Origin of the sequence: Pseudomonas sp. PI1 (assembly GCF_000812405.1) — a bacterium.
In the GTDB taxonomy this organism is placed as follows: Bacteria; Pseudomonadota; Gammaproteobacteria; order Pseudomonadales; family Pseudomonadaceae; genus Pseudomonas; species Pseudomonas citronellolis.
This window is the reverse complement of the sequence record NZ_JWMC01000014.1, coordinates 123,242-139,591: the sequence shown is the minus strand read 5'-3', so window position 1 is coordinate 139,591 and position 16,350 is coordinate 123,242. Positions and strand designations below refer to the sequence as shown.

The window sequence follows — 16,350 nt, the reverse complement described above, 5'->3', positions numbered from 1 at the left end:
TTTCCTCAGGCGGTTTGGCGGCGTTGGACGGTGGCAGCTTGGTCGACTTCGCCGGCGGGGCTCAGCACCACGCCGTAGTCGAGTTCGGCGCCCTGCGGCGAGACCAGGCCGTCGCGCACGTCGCGGGCGACCGCCTCGGGCAGGCGGCGGAAGGCCGGGCCGTAGCCGCCGCCACCCGGGGTGCGGTTGACCAGGCGCTCGCCGGGCTTGAGCACGGTCATGACGTTGCGGGTGTGCTTCTCGTGCTCGCCGCCTCGGACGATCTCCACGCCGCCCAGCTTGGGCGCGTCCAGGCCGTTGGCCGCGCCGGCGGCGCCCATGGTGGTGCGCTGGCGGCCTTCGCCGAAGGAGATCACGGTCATCTCGTGGTCCAGCGGCTCCACTTCCAGGCAGGTGCCCGAGCCGCCGCGCAGCTGGCCGGCGCCGGCGCTGTCGGCCATCAGGCCGTAGCGGTGGATGAGGATCGGGTAGCTGTACTCCAGCAGCTCGATGTCCCCGGAGTAGAGCGCGCCGAAGCAGCACAGCGGGCCGCAGGCGTGCCAGCCGTCCAGCTCCGAGGTGGCGCCGGCGCCGGAGATGATCGAGGCCAGCACCATGGTCACGTATTCCTCGCCGGTGCGCGGGTCGACGCCGGCGATGTTCACCCCGCTGGTGTGCCCCCAGGAGGCGGTGACGCGTTCCGGCGCGGCCTGCTCGAAGGCCTGGCGCACGGCGTCGGTGAGGGTTTCCATGGGCGTGGTGGTGCAGTTGACGTGGGGCGCCGGTTCCTCGGCGTTGCACAGGGTGCCTTTCGGCCCCAGGTCCACGCTCACGCAGCGGTACAGCCCGGCGTTATAGGGCGGCGGCACCTGGGCGAACATCATCAGCCCGAGGTAGATGCCCGACATCGAGTTGCCGGCGTAGGAGTTGATGAAGTAGGGCACCTGCGGCGGGCTCTGCACGGCGATGTGGCAGCTGTCGTCCTCGATGGTGACGGTGGCGCTGATGGCCAGTTCGCCCAGACCGTGGCCGGAGTCCTCCAGCACTGCGTGGCCGGTGTAGCTGCCGTCGGGCACCGAGCGGATCAGCTCGCGCATCTGCCGGTCGGCCATGTCCTTCAGCTCGGCGATGCACTCGCGCACCGTGGCCACGCCGTACTTGTCGAGCAGGGCGACCAGGTTGCGCTCGCCGACGCGGCAGGCGCCGTACTGGGCGTTGAGGTCGCCTTCCTGGTTGCGCCGGGCGCGCATGTTGGTGAGCAGCAGGTTGATCACGTCCTCGCGGCGGCGGCCCTTTTCCCACAGCTTCACCGGCGGGATGCGCAGGCCTTCGGCGTAGATTTCCTTGGCGTCGGGGTTGTAGCCGGCCGGCACCGGGCCGCCGATGTCGGTGAGGTGGCCCTTGCACACGGTCCAGAACACCAGTTCGCCCTGGTAGAACACCGGCTTGTACATGCAGCAGTCGATGATGTGGCTGCCGGCGTAGGTGGGGTCGTTGTGGTAGATCACGTCGCCTTCGGCGATGTCGTCGCCGAAGTAGCCGGACACGGCCTTCATCGCCGGGATCAGCGAGCCCAGGTGGATGGGGATGTCCTGGCCCTGCAGGATCATTTCCGAGTGGTGGTCGAAGAGGGCGTTGGAATAGTCGTGGGCGAGGTTGAAGACGCTGGAACGGCTGGTTTTTTCCAGCGTCAGGGTCATCTCGCGCTGGGTCATCTCCAGCGCGCCGCGCACCACGGCCAGGGTAATAGGATCGGCCGGCATCGCTTTGTTCTCCTTATCGGCGGGTCGATGGGGCGACGATAGGGAGGCGCCGGCCGGGCGTATTGCGTGGCAGCGCAGTGGTTCTTGTCGTACAGCGCACAGGTGCCGAACGGCGGCTGTCCGGCATCAACCTGTAGGAGCGCGCCCTGCGCGCGAATCGCGGGCAGGGCGCGCTCCTACGAGATGCCGTGCGACTGTCTTGCCCACTGCACCGAGGCGCTTTTCGTAGGATGGGTTGAGCTTGCGAAACCCATGCGGTGGTGGTGATGGGTATCGCTTCGCTCAACCCATCCTACGGGTGTCGGAGGATGTATTCGCGATTGCGCCAGGCCGGGAAATCAGCCCGGCGGCAGCGGCAAACGCTGGCCGGCCAGCAGCAGCGCCAGGCGTGCCAGGCCGTTCCAGGCGTCGCCCTGGGCCTGGCCCTTGATCTGCGCGTCGATCAGCTGGGCGTCCTGCAGCAGCTGGTTCCAGCGGTTGCCGCTGTGGCGCTGCAGGGCGCGGGTGAGCAGGGGGCGGCGTTTGTCCCACACCGGCGGGCGGCACTGGGCGAAGGCCTTGTCCAGGGGCACGCCCTGGCCGAACTGCTGGGCGATGCCGGCCAGTTGGCGGATTTCCCGGGCCAGGGCCCAGAGAATCACCGGCGGCTCTACGCCCTCGCCGCGCAGGCCTTCGAGCATGCGCAGGCTGTGCGCGGCTTCGCCGGCCAGGGCCGCGTCGATCAGGCCGAACACGTCGAAGCGCGCGCTGTCGGCCACCGCCGCCTGCACGGTGGCGGCGTCGAGCTGGTTGCCGTCGGCCAGCAGCTTGAGCTTTTCGATCTCCTGCGCGGCGGCCAGCAGGTTGCCTTCCACCCTTGCGGCGATCAGGTCCACCGCGTCCTGGCTGGCGGCGAGGCCGGCCTGGGACAGGCGCTGGCGGATCCACTGCGGCAGCTGGTGCACGTCCACCGGCCAGATCTGGATGAACTGCGCGGCCTCGCCGTCGATCAGCGCCTTGGCCCACTTGGTCTTCTGGGTGGCGCCGTCGAGCTTGGGCAGGGTGACCAGCAGCACCGTGTCTTCCGGCGGGCGCTGCAGGTATTCCTGGAGGGCGGCGGCGCCCTTGTCGCCGGGTTTGCCGGAGGGCAGGCGCAGCTCCAGCAGGCGCTTTTCGGCGAACAGCGAGAGGCTGGCGCCGGCTTCCAGCAGCAGGCCCCAGTCGAAGTTGGCCTCGGCGTTGAACACCTGGCGTTCGCTGAAATCACGCTGGCGGCAGGCGGCGCGGATGGCGTCGCAGGCTTCCTGGCAGAGCAGCGGTTCGTCGCCGCTGACCACGTAGACGGGGGCCAGGCTGCCCTGCAGGTGCTTGGCGAGTTGGGCGGGATTGAGCTTCATGAAAGTACTGGGGCCGGCATGGCCGGCCCCCTGGTCCTCTTACTGCGCCTTGGGCAGTTCGATCGGCGACTGCTGCGGCTGCTGCCTGGCCGCTTCGTCCGCGGCCTTGAGCGCGTCGGCTTCGGCCTTGGCCTTGGCTTCGGCCTGCTGCTGCAGGTATTCCAGACGGGCCGGGGTGAGCATCTGCAGGCGCAGGGCGAGTTGCTGCACCAGGTCGCGGCGCATTTCCTTGCGCAGCTGGGCGGCTTCCTGGTCGGAGCCGATCAGGTTGTTCTCGTCGTGCAGGTAGACCTTCTGCACCTCGACCTTGTCGGTCATCAGCAGCAGGTTGTCGGCGCCGCGCACTTCGTAGTCGACCGTGGTGGTCAGCTCGTACTCGGCACTGCGCGCCGAGCTGCTGTAGCTGGCGGTGCGCTGGGTCTCGGCCTCGCTGGCGAGGAACAGGTGGTAGGGCGCGCTCTTGGTCACTTTCACGCCGCTGTTCTCCAGCAGGCGCTGCAGGTCCTTGACGGTGTCGCCATAGGCGTTGCGCGCGCTCAGGTCGATTTCCTTGAGCGCGAAGTTCGTATCGCCCAGGCCGCGCAGCTGGAAGCCGCAGGCGGCCAGCACGGTGGTCAGGCCGATCAGCGCGATGCCGGTCAGGATACGTTTCATCAAGCTTCCCTCACTCCTGTTGATCCGGGTTGCCCGCGGCAAGGCGCCGCGGGCGAATGCCATCAGTTGGCGACGATGTTGACCAGCTTGCCGGGGACCACGATCACCTTGCGGATGGTCAGGCCGTCGGTGAAGCGCAGCACGTTCTCGTTGGCGCGGGCGGTGGCCTCGACGTCCTCGCGGCTGGCTTCGGCCGGCACCTCGATGTGCCCGCGCAGTTTGCCGTTGACCTGCACCACCAGTTGCAGGGTGTCTTGCACCAGCGCGCTCTCGTCGATCTGCGGCCAGGGCGCGTCGATCACCGCGCCGGTGTGGCCCAGCTCGTGCCAGAGCACGTGGCAGATGTGCGGGGTGATCGGCGCCAGCAGCAGGGCGACGGTCTCCAGGCCTTCCTGCAGCAGGGCGCGGTTGCCGGCGCCTTCCTGCGGGACTTTCTCCAGCACGTTCATCAGCGTCATCACCGCGGCGATGGCGGTGTTGAACTTGTGGTTCTGGCCGATATCCTGGCTGGCCTGCTTGATGGCCAGGTGGATGGCGCGGCGGATTTCCTTCTGCGCGTCGTCCAGCGTGTCCTGCGCCACGGCGGCGGCGAAGCCGGCGTTGACGTGGGCCTGGGCCAGGCGCCAGACGCGGCGCAGGAAGCGGCTCGCGCCCTCGACGCCGGAGTCGGACCATTCCAGGCTCATGTCCGGCGGCGAGGCGAACATCATGAACAGGCGGCAGGTGTCGGCGCCGTAGGCGTCGATCATGGCCTGCGGGTCCACGCCGTTGTTCTTCGACTTGGACATCTTCTCGGTGCCGCCGATCTCCACCGGCAGGCCGTCGGTCTTCAGGCGCGCGCCTATGACCTTGGCCTTGGCGTCGCGCTCGACTTCCACGTCGGCCGGGTTGAACCAGTCCTTGCCGCCATTGGCGGTGGTGCGGTAGTAGGTCTCGGCGACCACCATGCCCTGGGTCAGCAGGTCCTTGAACGGCTCGTCGGAGTCGATCAGGCCTTCGTCGCGCATCAGCTTGTGGAAGAAGCGCGCGTACAGCAGGTGCAGGATGGCGTGCTCGATGCCGCCGATGTACTGGTCCACCGGCAGCCAGTAGTTGGCGGCCTTCTTGTCCAGCATGCCGTCTTCGAACTGCGGGCAGGCGTAGCGGGCGAAGTACCAGGACGACTCGACGAAGGTGTCCATGGTGTCGGTTTCGCGCTTGGCCGGCTGGCCGCATTTCGGGCAGCTGCACGCGTAGAATTCCGGCATTTTCGCCAGGGGCGAACCGGCGCCGTCCGGCACCACGTTCTCCGGCAGCACCACCGGCAGCTGGTCGGCCGGCACCGGCACGTCGCCGCAGGCTTCGCAGTGGATGATCGGGATCGGGCAGCCCCAGTAGCGCTGGCGGCTGATGCCCCAGTCGCGCAGGCGGAACTGGGTGCGCGCCTGGCCCAGGCCCTTGGCGGCCAGGTCGGCGCCGATGGCGTCGAAGGCGGCCTGGTAGCCGAGGCCGTCGTACTTGCCGGAGTTGACGGTGCGGACGCTGTCGTCCTTGGCGCCGTACCACTCCTGCCAGGCGCTGGCGTCGTAGCCGTCGTCGCCGGCGGCCAGGGTGATCACCTGCTTGATCGGCAGCTGGTACTTGTTGGCGAACTCGAAGTCGCGCTCGTCATGGGCCGGCACGGCCATCACCGCGCCTTCGCCGTAGGTCATCAGCACGTAGTTGGCGATCCACACCGGCAGCTTCTCGCCGGTCAGCGGGTGCTCGACGAACAGGGAGGTGGCGACGCCCTTCTTCTCCTGGGTGGCGATGTCCGCCTCGGCGACGCCGCCGCGCTTGCACTCGTCGATGAATGCCTGCAGGGCCGGCTCGCGCTGGGCGGCCAGGGTCGCCAGCGGGTGCTCGGCGGCCACGGCGACGTAGGTGGCGCCCATCAGGGTATCCGGGCGGGTGGTGAAGACCTTCAGCTGGCCGGCCTCGCCGATGGAGGCCTGGTCGTAGGGGAAGGCGATCTCCATGCCGCGGGACTTGCCGATCCAGTTGCGCTGCATGGTCTTGACCTGCTCGGGCCAGCCCGGCAGGTGGTCGAGGCTTTCCAGCAGCTCTTCGGCGTAGGCGGTGATCTTGAAGTAGTACATCGGGATTTCGCGCTTCTCGATCAGCGCGCCCGAGCGCCAGCCGCGGCCGTCGATGACCTGCTCGTTGGCCAGCACGGTCTGGTCCACCGGGTCCCAGTTGACGGTGCCGTTCTTGCGGTAGATCACGCCCTTCTCGAACAGGCGGGTGAACAGCCACTGCTCCCAGCGGTAGTAGTCCGGCTTGCAGGTGGTGACTTCGCGCGACCAGTCGATGGCCAGGCCCAGGCTGTTCAGCTGGGCCTTCATGTAGGCGATGTTGTCGTAGGTCCAGGCGGCGGGGGCGACGTTGTTCTTCATCGCGGCGTTTTCCGCCGGCATGCCGAAGGCGTCCCAGCCCATCGGCTGCAGGACGTTCTTGCCCTGCATGCGCTGGTAGCGGCTGATCACGTCGCCGATGGTGTAGTTGCGCACGTGGCCCATGTGCAGCTTGCCGCTCGGATACGGGAACATCGACAGGCAGTAGAACTTCTCCTTGCCGGGGACTTCCTCGACGCGGAAGGAGTTGTGTTCGTTCCAGTACTTCTGGGCCTGGGATTCGATCTCGAGAGGCTGGTATTGCTCGTGCATGGCGCGACTTGGACCTGTACGGAATAGACGGCGCGGCCGTGGGAGCGGAGCGGGCGCTCCCGTCTTGCCGGGGCACCGCGGCGGCCGGTCGGCAAGGGGCTGCATAAAGCCTCGTAGCATACATGAGCCCTCCCCGAGCCGGTAGCCCGCGCCGTTTGTCGCGCGCTCGGTGGCCCGGGGGCCGGGGCGCTAAGCTTGGCCTGAGGGCGGGAGGTTTCCGCCTGCTTGAGGTGACTGATGGCTGAGCTGCATCGTGCAAGTTTGTCGGGTCCCGGTCTTTATGAGCGGTTGTTGCATCGACTTGAACTGGCCCTGGACGAGGCCGAGACCGCGGAACGCCTGCGCGATGAGCATCCCGAGGAATTGGAGTTGCGCGGCCTGAGCAGCGCCGAGATGCAACTGATCCGCGCCTACCTCGACCAGGATGTCAACTGGCTGCGCGGCTGGCACGCCGCCGCCGAGGAACTGGCGCTGATCGAGCACGCTCCCGCCCGTTCCACGCGGGCGCGCCTGGGCGGCAGCGCCGGCAAGACGCGTCCGTCCCACCGCCACCTGCAATTGCTCTGCGCGCTGTGCGGCACGCCGGTGGTGTACAACCGCCAGCACGGGGTGATGCCCTGCGCTTCCTGTGGTTCGCAGTTGTTCCGCGGCTCCCGCGGGCGTTGATTCCGCGCGTTCATCCGCTAGGCTGTGGCGCTCCATGAAAGGAGCCGCCGATGCCGTTGCGCTATCTCATCAAGCAGATCCTGATGCCGCCGGGCATCCTGCTCATTCTCCTGTTGCTGGGCTTCGTCCTGAGCCGCCGTCGGCCGAGGCTGGCGTTGGCCTGCTTCGTCGCCGGGTTCGCCGGCTTCTGGCTGCTCAGCCTGCCGCTGACGGTGGAGTGGGGCGCGCGCCTGCTGGAGCGCCAGCCAGCCCTGGCGCGTTCGGAGTGGGCGGGGCTGGCGCAGCGCGCCGAGGCCATCGTCATCCTCGGCGCGGGCCGCGAGCGCGGCGACCCGGCCTGGGGCGACGACCAGCCCGGGCTCATGGCCCGCGAGCGGCTGCGCTACGCCGCGCGCCTGGCCAAGGCCAGCGGCTTGCCGATCCTGACTTCCGGCGGCCTGCACTACGGCACGCCGCCCAGCGAGGCGCAGATCATGGCCACCAGCCTGGCGGACGACTACGGCGTGAGCGTGCGCTGGCAGGAAGGGCGCAGCCGCACCACCTGGGAGAACGCCGCCATGAGCGCGGAAATCCTCCGCCAGGCCGGCGTGCGCCGCGTGGTGCTGGTCACCCAGGCGCAGCACATGCCGCGTGCGCTCTGGAGTTTCGAGGCCAACGGCCTGGAGGTGGTGCCGGCGCCGATGGGCTTCATCGGCGTGGACAACGCCCGCCCGTTCGGCGGCTGGCTGCCGGAGGCCAAGGCGTTCTGGCAGAGCAACCAGTTGCTCAACGAGGCGCTGGGGTTGCTGGGGTACCGGTTGTTCTATCGCTGAAGGGATGCATCGCGGACCTTGTCCGCGATTCGCGCGCAGGGCGCGCTCCTACAGGGGAACGATGTGGGTGGGGCAACGTAGGGCGGATAACCGTTCGCGGTTATCCGCCGCCTGACCTTGGCTGCATTCCGCTCGGTGTCGAGCACGGAGCCGCTGTTGAACTCAACCTCGGCGTATAACCGCGAACGGTTGTGCGCCCTACACTCAGCCGAACATCCGGCGCTGCTCGGGCGCGGTCTGGCGGCGCGCCACGGCCCAGAGCGCCAGGACCACCGCCAGGCTGCCCAGCGGCCACAGGCGCCATTTCAGGTAGGGCGTCAGGCCCTGCATCGGGGTGACCTCGCCGCGCAGCACGCCCTGCTGGAACTGCGGGATCTCGTGGGCGATGCGGCCCTGCGGGTCGATCAGCGCGGTGACGCCGTTGTTGGTGCCGCGGACCATCCAGCGTCCGGCTTCCAGGGCGCGCATCTGCGCCATCTGCAGGTGCTGCAGCGGGCCGATGGAGGTGCCGAACCAGGCGTCGTTGCTGATGGTCAGCAACAGTTGGCTCTGCGCCGCCAGGCCGGCGGCGAACTCCGGGTAGACCACTTCGTAGCAGATGTACGGCGCGACGGCGTAGCCCTTGGCCTTGAGCAGCGCCTGGTCGGCCGGGCCGCGGGCGAAGTCGGACATGGGCAGGTCGAAGAAGGTGATCAGGCCGCGCAGCAGGTCCTGCAGCGGCACGTATTCGCCGAAGGGCACCAGCTTCTGCTTGAGGTAGTCGCCGCTGCCCTCGCCGACCACGGTGATGCCGTTGTAGTAGTGCACGCCGTCGGCGTCGCGCTGGCGCATGGGCACGCCGGTGATGAGCGCGGCGCGCTTCTGCCTGGCCATCTCGTCGAGCATGGCCAGGTAGCCGCCGGCCTGGTCCTTGAGCAGCGGCACGGCGGTTTCCGGCAGGACGATCAGGTCGACGTCGTGCTGCTCGGCGCTGAGGTCGCGGTACAGCTCCAGTTGCGCGGTGACGTGCTTGGGGTCCCACTTCATGTCCTGGGCGACGTTGCCCTGGATGGCGGCGACGGTCAGCGGCGCGCCGGCGGGGGCGGTCCAGGCGTGGCCCTTGAGGACGAGGCCGGCGATCCACGGTGCCAGCAGCAGGACCAGGCCGACGACCAGTTGCGCCGGGCGGAAGGTCAGCTGCGGCAGGTTGATCAGCAGCGCGGCGCACAGGGCGATGCTGAAGGAGATCAGCCACACGCCGCCGATCGGGGCCAGGCCGGCCAGGGGGCCCTGCAGCTGGCTGTAGCCGGTGAACAGCCAGGGGAAGCCGGTGAGGAACCAGCTGCGGAACACCTCCAGGCCCAGCCACAGCGCGGCGAAGGCCAGGGAGTCGCTGACCGGCGCGTTGTTGCGCCGCAGCAGGCGCGCCCAGGCCCAGGCCGGCAGGCCGAAGAAGAACGCCACCCCGGCGCTGAAGCCGACCACCAGGAAACCGGCCAGGGCCGGCGAGGCGCCGCCGAAGTCGTGGATGCTGTAGTAGATCCAGCCGGTGCCGGCGAGGAAGGCGCCGAAGCCGTACCACCAGCCGCGCCACAACGCCGAGCCCGGGGTGACGCCACGCAGCCCGAGGTAGAACAGGGCGACGGAAAGCAGCGCCAGCGGCCAGATGCCGTAGGGGGCCAGGGCCAGCGGGGTGATGGCGCCGGCGGCGAGGGCCAGCAGGTGGCCCGGCCAGCCGGGACGGGTGATCCAGCGCATCGGTATTCCTTGGAAGCGATTTGGCGATGCGCAAGAGTAATGGAGAGACGAACGGTCGGCTATGGGGGCAAGGGCGAAAAGCCACGAGGCGTCTGCGACGCTGTGTTGCAGGATGTCTGAACGGCCCGTAGGCGCGGAGCTTGTCCGCGGCGGGAGGCGTTCTTCGTAGGATGGGTTGAGCCTTGCGAAACCCATGCGGTTGCGGTGATGGGTATCGCTTCGCTCAACCCATCCTACGATGGTGCTTCCCTGGAACTGTAGGAGCGGGCCCTGCCCGCGATTCGCGCGCAGGGCGCGCTCCTACAGAGGAGCAGGCCCGCCTCAGTCGCGCAGCGGCGTCAGGCGCAGCAGGTGCAGGCGGCGGCTGTCGGCGTTGAGCACGCGGAAGCGGAAGCCGCCCAGTTCGGTGGTCTCGTTGCGCTTGGGCAGGTGGCCGAAGGCGCTCATCACCAGGCCGCCGACGGTGTCGAATTCCTCGTCGGAGAATTCCGCGCCGAAGAAATCGTTGAAGGCTTCCACCGGGGTCAGCGCCTTGACGATGAAGTCGCCGCTGGGCAGCGGCTTGATGTAGCTGTCTTCCTCGACGTCGTGCTCGTCCTCGATGTCGCCGACGATCTGCTCCAGCACGTCCTCGATGGTCACCAGGCCCGCCACGCCGCCGTACTCGTCGATGACGATGGCCATGTGGTTGTGGTTGGCGCGGAACTCGCGCAGCAGCACGTTCAGGCGCTTGGACTCGGGCACGAAGGTGGCCGGGCGCAGCAGGTCCTTGATGTTGAAGGTGTGGCTATCGTCGTGGAGGATCAGCGGCAGCAGGTCCTTGGCCAGCAGCACGCCCATCACGTCGTCGAGGCTCTCGCCCACCACCGGGTAGCGCGAGTGCGCCGCCTCGATGATCGCCGGGAGGAACTCGCGCGGGCTCTGGCTGGCCTTGATGCTGATCATCTGCGAGCGCGGCACCATGATGTCGCGCACCTGTAGGTCGGCGACCTGGATGGCGCCCTCGACGATGGACAGCGCCTCGCTGTCCAGCAGCTTGTTGTCGTGGGCGTCGCGCAGCAGCTCGAGGAGCTCCTGGCGGTTTCTCGGCTCATGGGCAAAAGCCTGGGTGATCTTGTCCAGCCAGGACTTATGCCCGTTGCTCGATCGGTCTTCGCTCATCTTTCCTTTGCTCGTTGGCTTTTATTCTTCATCCGCCGCGTACGGGTCGGGGTAGCCCAGTTCGGCCAGCAATTGCCGTTCCAGGGCCTCCATTTCCTCGGCCTCGGCGTCTTCGATATGGTCGTAGCCCAAAAGGTGCAGGCAACCGTGGATCACCAGGTGGGCCCAGTGCGCCGCCGGCGCCTTGCCCTGTTCGGCGGCTTCGCGCTCGACCACCGGCACGCAGATCACCAGGTCGCCCAGCAGCGGGATGTCCAGCAGCTCGTCGGGTACGTCGGCGGGGAAGGACAGCACGTTGGTGGCGTAGTCCTTGTGCCGCCAGGTGCGGTTCAGCTCGCGGCCCTCGGCCTCGTCCACCAGGCGGATGGTCAGCTCGGAGTCGGCCTGGCGCTGGCGCAGGGCCAGCTCGCACCACTGGCGCAGCTGCGCCTCGGCGGGCAGGTCGGCAGCCTGGCTGGCGACCTGCAGGTCGAGTTCAAGCATCGCGGGTTTCCCCGGGGGCGCGCTCGCCGTCCTGGCGCAGCGGCTGGCGTGCCTCGAAGCGCTCGTAGGCCTCGACTATGCGTTGCACCAGCGGGTGGCGCACCACGTCCTTGGGCTTGAAGTGGGTGAAGCTGATGCCCGGCACGTCGCGCAGCACTTCCATCACGTGCTTGAGGCCCGAGCGGGTGCCGCGCGGCAGGTCGACCTGGGTGGCGTCGCCGGTGATCACCGCGGTGGAACCGAAGCCGATGCGGGTGAGGAACATCTTCATCTGCTCGATGGTGGTGTTCTGGCTTTCGTCGAGGATGATGAAGCTGTTGTTCAGCGTGCGCCCGCGCATGTAGGCCAGCGGCGCGACCTCGATCACCTGGCGCTCGATCAGCTTGGCCACGGTCTCGAAGCCAAGCATTTCGTACAGGGCGTCGTACAGCGGGCGCAGGTAGGGGTCGATCTTCTGCGACAGGTCGCCGGGCAGGAAGCCGAGCTTCTCGCCGGCCTCCACCGCCGGGCGCACCAGCAGGATGCGGCGGATCTGCTCGCGCTCCAGGGCGTCCACCGCGCAGGCCACCGCCAGGTAGGTCTTGCCGGTGCCGGCCGGGCCGATGCCGAAGTTGATGTCGTGGTCGAGGATGGCCTTGACGTAGCGCTGCTGGTTGGCGCCGCGCGGGCGGATGTGCGCCTTGCGCGTCTTCAGCGTGATGCTGGGCGCTTCGCTGGAGCTGGCCAGGTCTTCCAGGCCGGATTCCTGGAGGAACAGGTGGACCATGTCCGGGGTCAGCTCGGTGCCGCTCTGCGCCTCGCGGTACAGGCGCTGCAACAGGTGCTCGGCGGCCTGGGTGCGCGCGGCCTCGCCAACCAGTTCGAACTGGTTGCCGCGGTTGCGGATCTCGATGTCCAGGCGTTTCTCGATCTGGTGCAGGTGCTCGTCGAACTGCCCGCAGAGATTGGCGAAGCTGCGCGCGTCGAAGGGTTCCAGGGTGAAGCGATGAAGATCCAGGGGGGCGTTCAAGGTGCTGTCGGTATGACCGTTGGGAAATTAGGGATGACCGAAGAATAACCCCGGCGGCCCCTGTGGGAAAGTCGGGCGCCGGGATGCACTTCAGTGGCGGGTGGGCTCGATGAGGCGGCCGCGCAGCGAGTTGGGCAGCGCTTCGTAGATCTCCACCTCGGCGAACTGGCCGATCAGGCGCGGATTGTCGCAGGCGAAGTTGACCACGCGGTTGTTCGCCGTGCGGCCCTGCAACTGGCCCGGGTCGCGCTTGGAGTAGTCGGTGACGAGGATGCGCTGGATGCTGCCGACCATGCGTCGGCTGATCTCGAAGCCCTGCTGCTGCAGGCGCGTGTTGAGAATCATCAGGCGCTGCTTCTTCACTTCTTCCGGGGTGTCGTCCGCCAGGTCCGACGCCGGGGTGCCCGGGCGCTGGCTGTAGATGAAGACGAAGGAGTAGTCGAAACCGACTTCTTCCACCAGCTTCATGGTCTGTTCGAAGTCCTTGTCGGTCTCGCCGGGGAAGCCGACGATGAAGTCCGAACTGATGCAGATGTCCGGCACCGCGGCCTTGAGCTTGCGGATGCGCGACTTGTATTCCAGCGCGGTGTGGTTGCGCTTCATGGCGGCCAGCACGCGGTCCGAGCCGGACTGCACCGGCAGGTGGACGAAGGGCACCAGCTGCGGCAGTTCGGCGTGGGCGGCGATCAGCGCGTCGCTGAACTCCAGCGGGTGCGAGGTGGTGTAGCGGATGCGCTCGATGCCGTCGACCTCGGCGACCACCCGCAGCAGCTCGGCGAAGTCGGCGATGCGCCCGTCATGGGTGGCGCCGCGGAAGCCGTTGACGTTCTGCCCCAGCAGGGTGACTTCCCTGACGCCGTTCTCGGCCAGGTGGATGACCTCGGCGAGCACGTCGTCGAACGGCCGGCTGACTTCCTCGCCGCGGGTGTAAGGCACCACGCAGAAACTGCAGTACTTGCTGCAGCCTTCCATCACCGAGACGAAGGCGGTGGGGCCGTCGACCCGCGGTTCGGGCAGGCGGTCGAACTTCTCGATCTCCGGGAAGGACACGTCCACCTGCGGTTTGCGGGTGGTGCGCGCGGCGTCGATCATTTCCGGCAGGCGGTGCAGGGTCTGCGGGCCGAACACCACGTCGACGAACGGCGCGCGCTCGCGGATGGCGGCGCCTTCCTGGCTGGCCACGCAGCCGCCGACGCCGATCACCAGCTCCGGCTTGCGCTGCTTCAGGGCCCGCCAGGCGCCCAGTTCGGAGAACACCTTCTCCTGGGCCTTTTCGCGGATCGAGCAGGTATTGAGGAGGATCACGTCGGCTTCTTCGGCCTTCGCGGTCAGCTCCAGGGCATGTTCCTCGCCCAGCAGATCGGCCATGCGCGAGCTGTCGTACTCGTTCATCTGGCAGCCGTGGGTCTGGATGAAAAGCTTCTTGGCCATGCGCGCTTCGTCGGGGAAATCCAAAATGACCGGGCATTATAGTGGCGCGCCGGGCCCGTTCCTAGGGTTGCGCGCCAGGCGGCTGTGCTATGATTCGCGCCCTCCTTTTCGCAGAACTGTCACCCGTCGTTCATGAACAAGCGCGAGAACCCGATCTACAAAGTCGTCTTCCTCAACCAGGGCCAGGTGTTCGAGATGTACGCCAAGCAGATCTACCAGAGCGATCTGTGGGGCTTCCTGGAAATCGAGGAGTTCGTCTTCGGCGAGCGCACCCAGGTGGTCGTGGACCCCAGCGAAGAGAAGCTCAAGGCCCAGTTCGAGGGCGTTATCCGCAGCTTCGTGCCGCTGCACGCGATCATCCGCATCGACGAAGTCGAGCGCCTGGGCACGCCGAAGATCAGCGAAGCCAAGGGCGGCGGCAACGTGATGCCGTTCCCGATGCCGATGCCGGACAAGAGCTAGAAGCTTGAAGCCATGAGCTGGAAGTGGCTGCATGCTTCCAGCTTCCAGCTTCCAGCTTCCAGCTTCTTTTTTTAGGGCAACGGCGAAAACGGCGTATTGCCCGCGGTCTGCAGTTCGATCAGGTAGTTGCGGAAGATCTGCCCCAGCACCTTGCTGGCGATGTCCAGTTCGTCCTTGCTCATCTGCTCGGCGACCAGGTCGGCGCTGTCCATGGCGTCTTCGGCGCCGTTCACCGCGGCCATCTTCAGCACTATGTAGGCCTGGATGTTGTTGGCCTTGACCCCTTCGCCGCGGAAGAACATGGTCCCCAGGCGCCACTGGGCCTGGGCATGGCCCTGCAGCGAGGCTTTTTCGTACCAGCGCAGGGCGGCGGGGAAGTCGCGCGGGGCGCGTTCGCCGGTGTAGTAGTACTCACCCAGTTCGAACTGCGCCTGGGCGTCGCCGCCATTGGCGATCTGCTGGCAGCTGGCCAGGGCCTGCTGCAGTTGCTCGGGCACCGTGTTCAGGCTGCAACGGCCGGTCGCCGGAACCAGCAGCGAGTTGCCTCCCGCCTGCGCGAACAGGGGCGAGATGAGCAACAGGCTGCCCAGCAGCAGGGCGCGACCAGAACGGTACATGGGGAGAAACGGCCTCCGGCAACGGGGCGGGCACAATGCCCGGCCGGCGAAAACGTGCCGGCCTGCACATTATGAAATAAGCCGATGCTTCCTTACAAAGTCTTTACGGTGTTTTTCGCGGTTTCCGTCCGAATGGCCAAGAAACCGGCGTAGGGCTCGCCGGGAAAGCGTAACGACGGAAAATTGGCCGCGGCGAGCGCCGCGGCCGGAGGGAGTTACTTGAGGGCGGCGAAGGCGCGCTCGGCGGCGTCCAGGGTCAGCTTCAGCTCGGTCTCGCCGTGGGCGATGGAGGTGAAGCCGGCCTCGTAGGCGCTGGGCGCCAGGTACACGCCGCCTTCCAGCATCAGGTGGAAGAAGCGCTTGAAGCGCTCGGCGTCGCTGGCCATTACGTCGGCGAAGGTGACGATGTCGTCCGCGCCGCTGAAGTACAGGCCGAACATGGCGCCGGCCTGGGTGGTGACGAACGGGATGCCGGCGGCATCGGCGCGCTCCTGCAGGCCCTGCAGCATGCGGCTGGTGTAGTCGGTCAGCTCGTCGTGGAAGCCCGGGCGGCTGATCAGCTTCAGGGTGGTCAGGCCGGCGGCCATGGCCAGCGGGTTGCCCGACAGGGTGCCGGCCTGGTAGACCGGGCCCAGCGGGGAAATCTGCTGCATGATCTCGCGCTTGCCGCCGAAGGCGCCCACCGGCATGCCGCCGCCGATGATCTTGCCGAAGGTCGACAGGTCCGGGGTCACGCCGTACAGCGCCTGGGCGCTGCCGAGGTGGACGCGGAAGCCGGTCATCACCTCGTCGAAGATCAGCACCACGCCGTGCTTGTCGCAGGCCTTGCGCAGGCCCTGGAGGAAGCCCGGGGCCGGCGGCACGCAGTTCATGTTGCCGGCCACCGGCTCGACGATGATGCAGGCGACGTTCCGGCCGCACTCGTCCAGGGCCTTCTCCACCGCTTCCAGGTCGTTGAACGGCAGCGTCAGGGTGTGCTTGGCGAAGTCCGCCGGCACGCCCGGGGAGTTCGGCACGCCGAAGGTCAGGGCGCCGGAGCCGGCCTTCACCAGCAGGCTGTCGGAGTGGCCGTGGTAGCAGCCCTCGAACTTGATGATGTCGTCGCGGCCGGTGTAGCCGCGGGCCAGGCGGATGGCGCTCATGGTCGCCTCGGTGCCGGAGCTGACCATGCGCACCATGTCCATGGACGGCACCAGCGAGCAGACCAGGTCGGCCATTTCCACTTCCAGCGCAGTCGGCGCGCCGTAGGACAGGCCGTGCTCCAGCTGGCGGCGCACCGCGTCGAGCACTTCCGGGTGGGCGTGGCCGAGGATCATCGGGCCCCAGGAGCCGACGTAGTCGACGTAGCGCTTGTCGTCTTCGTCCACCACGTAGGCGCCTTCCGCGTGCTTGAAGAACAGCGGGGTGCCGCCGACGCTCTTGAAGGCGCGCACCGGCGAGTTGACGCCGCCGGGGATGTGCTTCTGGGCGTTGGCGAAGAGGAGTTCGGAACGGGACATGGCGACCTCTCGTTGGG

General features: G+C 67.7%; 14 protein-coding genes. 3 read left to right on the top strand and 11 right to left on the bottom strand.

Features of this window, described 5'->3' with window-relative positions:
* Window positions 1-5: 5 nt before the first annotated feature.
* The 4 genes from capB to leuS form a co-directional block, all read right to left on the bottom strand.
* Complete coding sequence (gene capB, locus RN02_RS06690; protein ID WP_043313741.1) at window positions 6-1,742, bottom strand: caprolactamase subunit beta; 1,737 nt, start codon at window positions 1,740-1,742, stop codon at window positions 6-8.
* Window positions 1,743-2,080: 338 nt separating this feature from the next.
* Window positions 2,081-3,118 (bottom strand): DNA polymerase III subunit delta, encoded by a 1,038-nt coding sequence (holA, locus tag RN02_RS06685; RefSeq protein WP_009617330.1) that lies wholly within the window; start codon window positions 3,116-3,118, stop codon window positions 2,081-2,083.
* A gap of 39 nt (window positions 3,119-3,157) precedes the next feature.
* On the bottom strand, window positions 3,158-3,772 hold the full coding sequence (locus RN02_RS06680) for an LPS-assembly lipoprotein LptE (protein ID WP_043313739.1): 615 nt from the start codon (window positions 3,770-3,772) through the stop codon (window positions 3,158-3,160).
* A gap of 62 nt (window positions 3,773-3,834) precedes the next feature.
* Window positions 3,835-6,456 carry a leucine--tRNA ligase gene (leuS, locus tag RN02_RS06675; RefSeq protein ID WP_043313736.1) on the bottom strand — a complete coding sequence of 874 codons (2,622 nt, stop codon included), beginning with the start codon at window positions 6,454-6,456 and terminating at the stop codon, window positions 3,835-3,837.
* 237 nt (window positions 6,457-6,693) lie between these two features.
* Between leuS and RN02_RS06670 the strand changes: the two genes are divergently transcribed.
* Both RN02_RS06670 and RN02_RS06665 read left to right on the top strand, forming a co-directional pair.
* Complete coding sequence (locus tag RN02_RS06670) at window positions 6,694-7,122, top strand: hypothetical protein (RefSeq protein ID WP_009617334.1); 429 nt, start codon at window positions 6,694-6,696, stop codon at window positions 7,120-7,122.
* Window positions 7,123-7,172: 50 nt separating this feature from the next.
* Complete coding sequence (locus RN02_RS06665) at window positions 7,173-7,934, top strand: YdcF family protein (protein ID WP_043313733.1); 762 nt, start codon at window positions 7,173-7,175, stop codon at window positions 7,932-7,934.
* Between the two features lie 204 nt (window positions 7,935-8,138).
* Here RN02_RS06665 and lnt read toward each other — a convergent pair whose 3' ends face one another.
* The 5 genes from lnt to miaB all read right to left on the bottom strand — a co-directional run bounded on the left by lnt (window position 8,139) and on the right by miaB (window position 13,755).
* Complete coding sequence (gene lnt / locus RN02_RS06660) at window positions 8,139-9,671, bottom strand: apolipoprotein N-acyltransferase (RefSeq protein ID WP_043313731.1); 1,533 nt, start codon at window positions 9,669-9,671, stop codon at window positions 8,139-8,141.
* A 321-nt stretch (window positions 9,672-9,992) separates the two neighbouring features.
* A complete protein-coding gene (locus RN02_RS06655; RefSeq protein WP_043313730.1) occupies window positions 9,993-10,832 on the bottom strand; it encodes an HlyC/CorC family transporter in 840 nt (279 codons plus the stop codon).
* Window positions 10,833-10,853: 21 nt separating this feature from the next.
* Complete coding sequence (ybeY, locus tag RN02_RS06650) at window positions 10,854-11,315, bottom strand: rRNA maturation RNase YbeY (protein ID WP_009617340.1); 462 nt, start codon at window positions 11,313-11,315, stop codon at window positions 10,854-10,856.
* Complete coding sequence (locus tag RN02_RS06645; RefSeq protein ID WP_009617342.1) at window positions 11,308-12,324, bottom strand: PhoH family protein; 1,017 nt, start codon at window positions 12,322-12,324, stop codon at window positions 11,308-11,310. The genes ybeY and RN02_RS06645 overlap by 8 nt, the downstream gene beginning before the upstream one ends.
* A gap of 90 nt (window positions 12,325-12,414) precedes the next feature.
* The gene (gene miaB / locus RN02_RS06640; RefSeq protein WP_043273497.1) at window positions 12,415-13,755 is read right to left on the bottom strand and encodes a tRNA (N6-isopentenyl adenosine(37)-C2)-methylthiotransferase MiaB; all 1,341 of its coding nucleotides are present in this window, start codon (window positions 13,753-13,755) and stop codon (window positions 12,415-12,417) included.
* A gap of 132 nt (window positions 13,756-13,887) precedes the next feature.
* On the opposite strand from miaB, the gene RN02_RS06635 reads away from it, so the two are divergent.
* Window positions 13,888-14,217, top strand: coding sequence for a DUF1820 family protein (locus RN02_RS06635; RefSeq protein ID WP_009617346.1), 330 nt, complete (start codon window positions 13,888-13,890; stop codon window positions 14,215-14,217).
* 71 nt (window positions 14,218-14,288) lie between these two features.
* On the opposite strand, the gene RN02_RS06630 is transcribed toward RN02_RS06635, so the two are convergent.
* Together RN02_RS06630 and hemL are read right to left on the bottom strand one after the other, a co-directional pair.
* On the bottom strand, window positions 14,289-14,834 hold the full coding sequence (locus RN02_RS06630) for a tetratricopeptide repeat protein (RefSeq protein WP_043313729.1): 546 nt from the start codon (window positions 14,832-14,834) through the stop codon (window positions 14,289-14,291).
* 215 nt (window positions 14,835-15,049) lie between these two features.
* Complete coding sequence (gene hemL, locus RN02_RS06625) at window positions 15,050-16,333, bottom strand: glutamate-1-semialdehyde 2,1-aminomutase (RefSeq protein ID WP_043313728.1); 1,284 nt, start codon at window positions 16,331-16,333, stop codon at window positions 15,050-15,052.
* Between the last annotated feature and the right edge of the window lie 17 nt (window positions 16,334-16,350).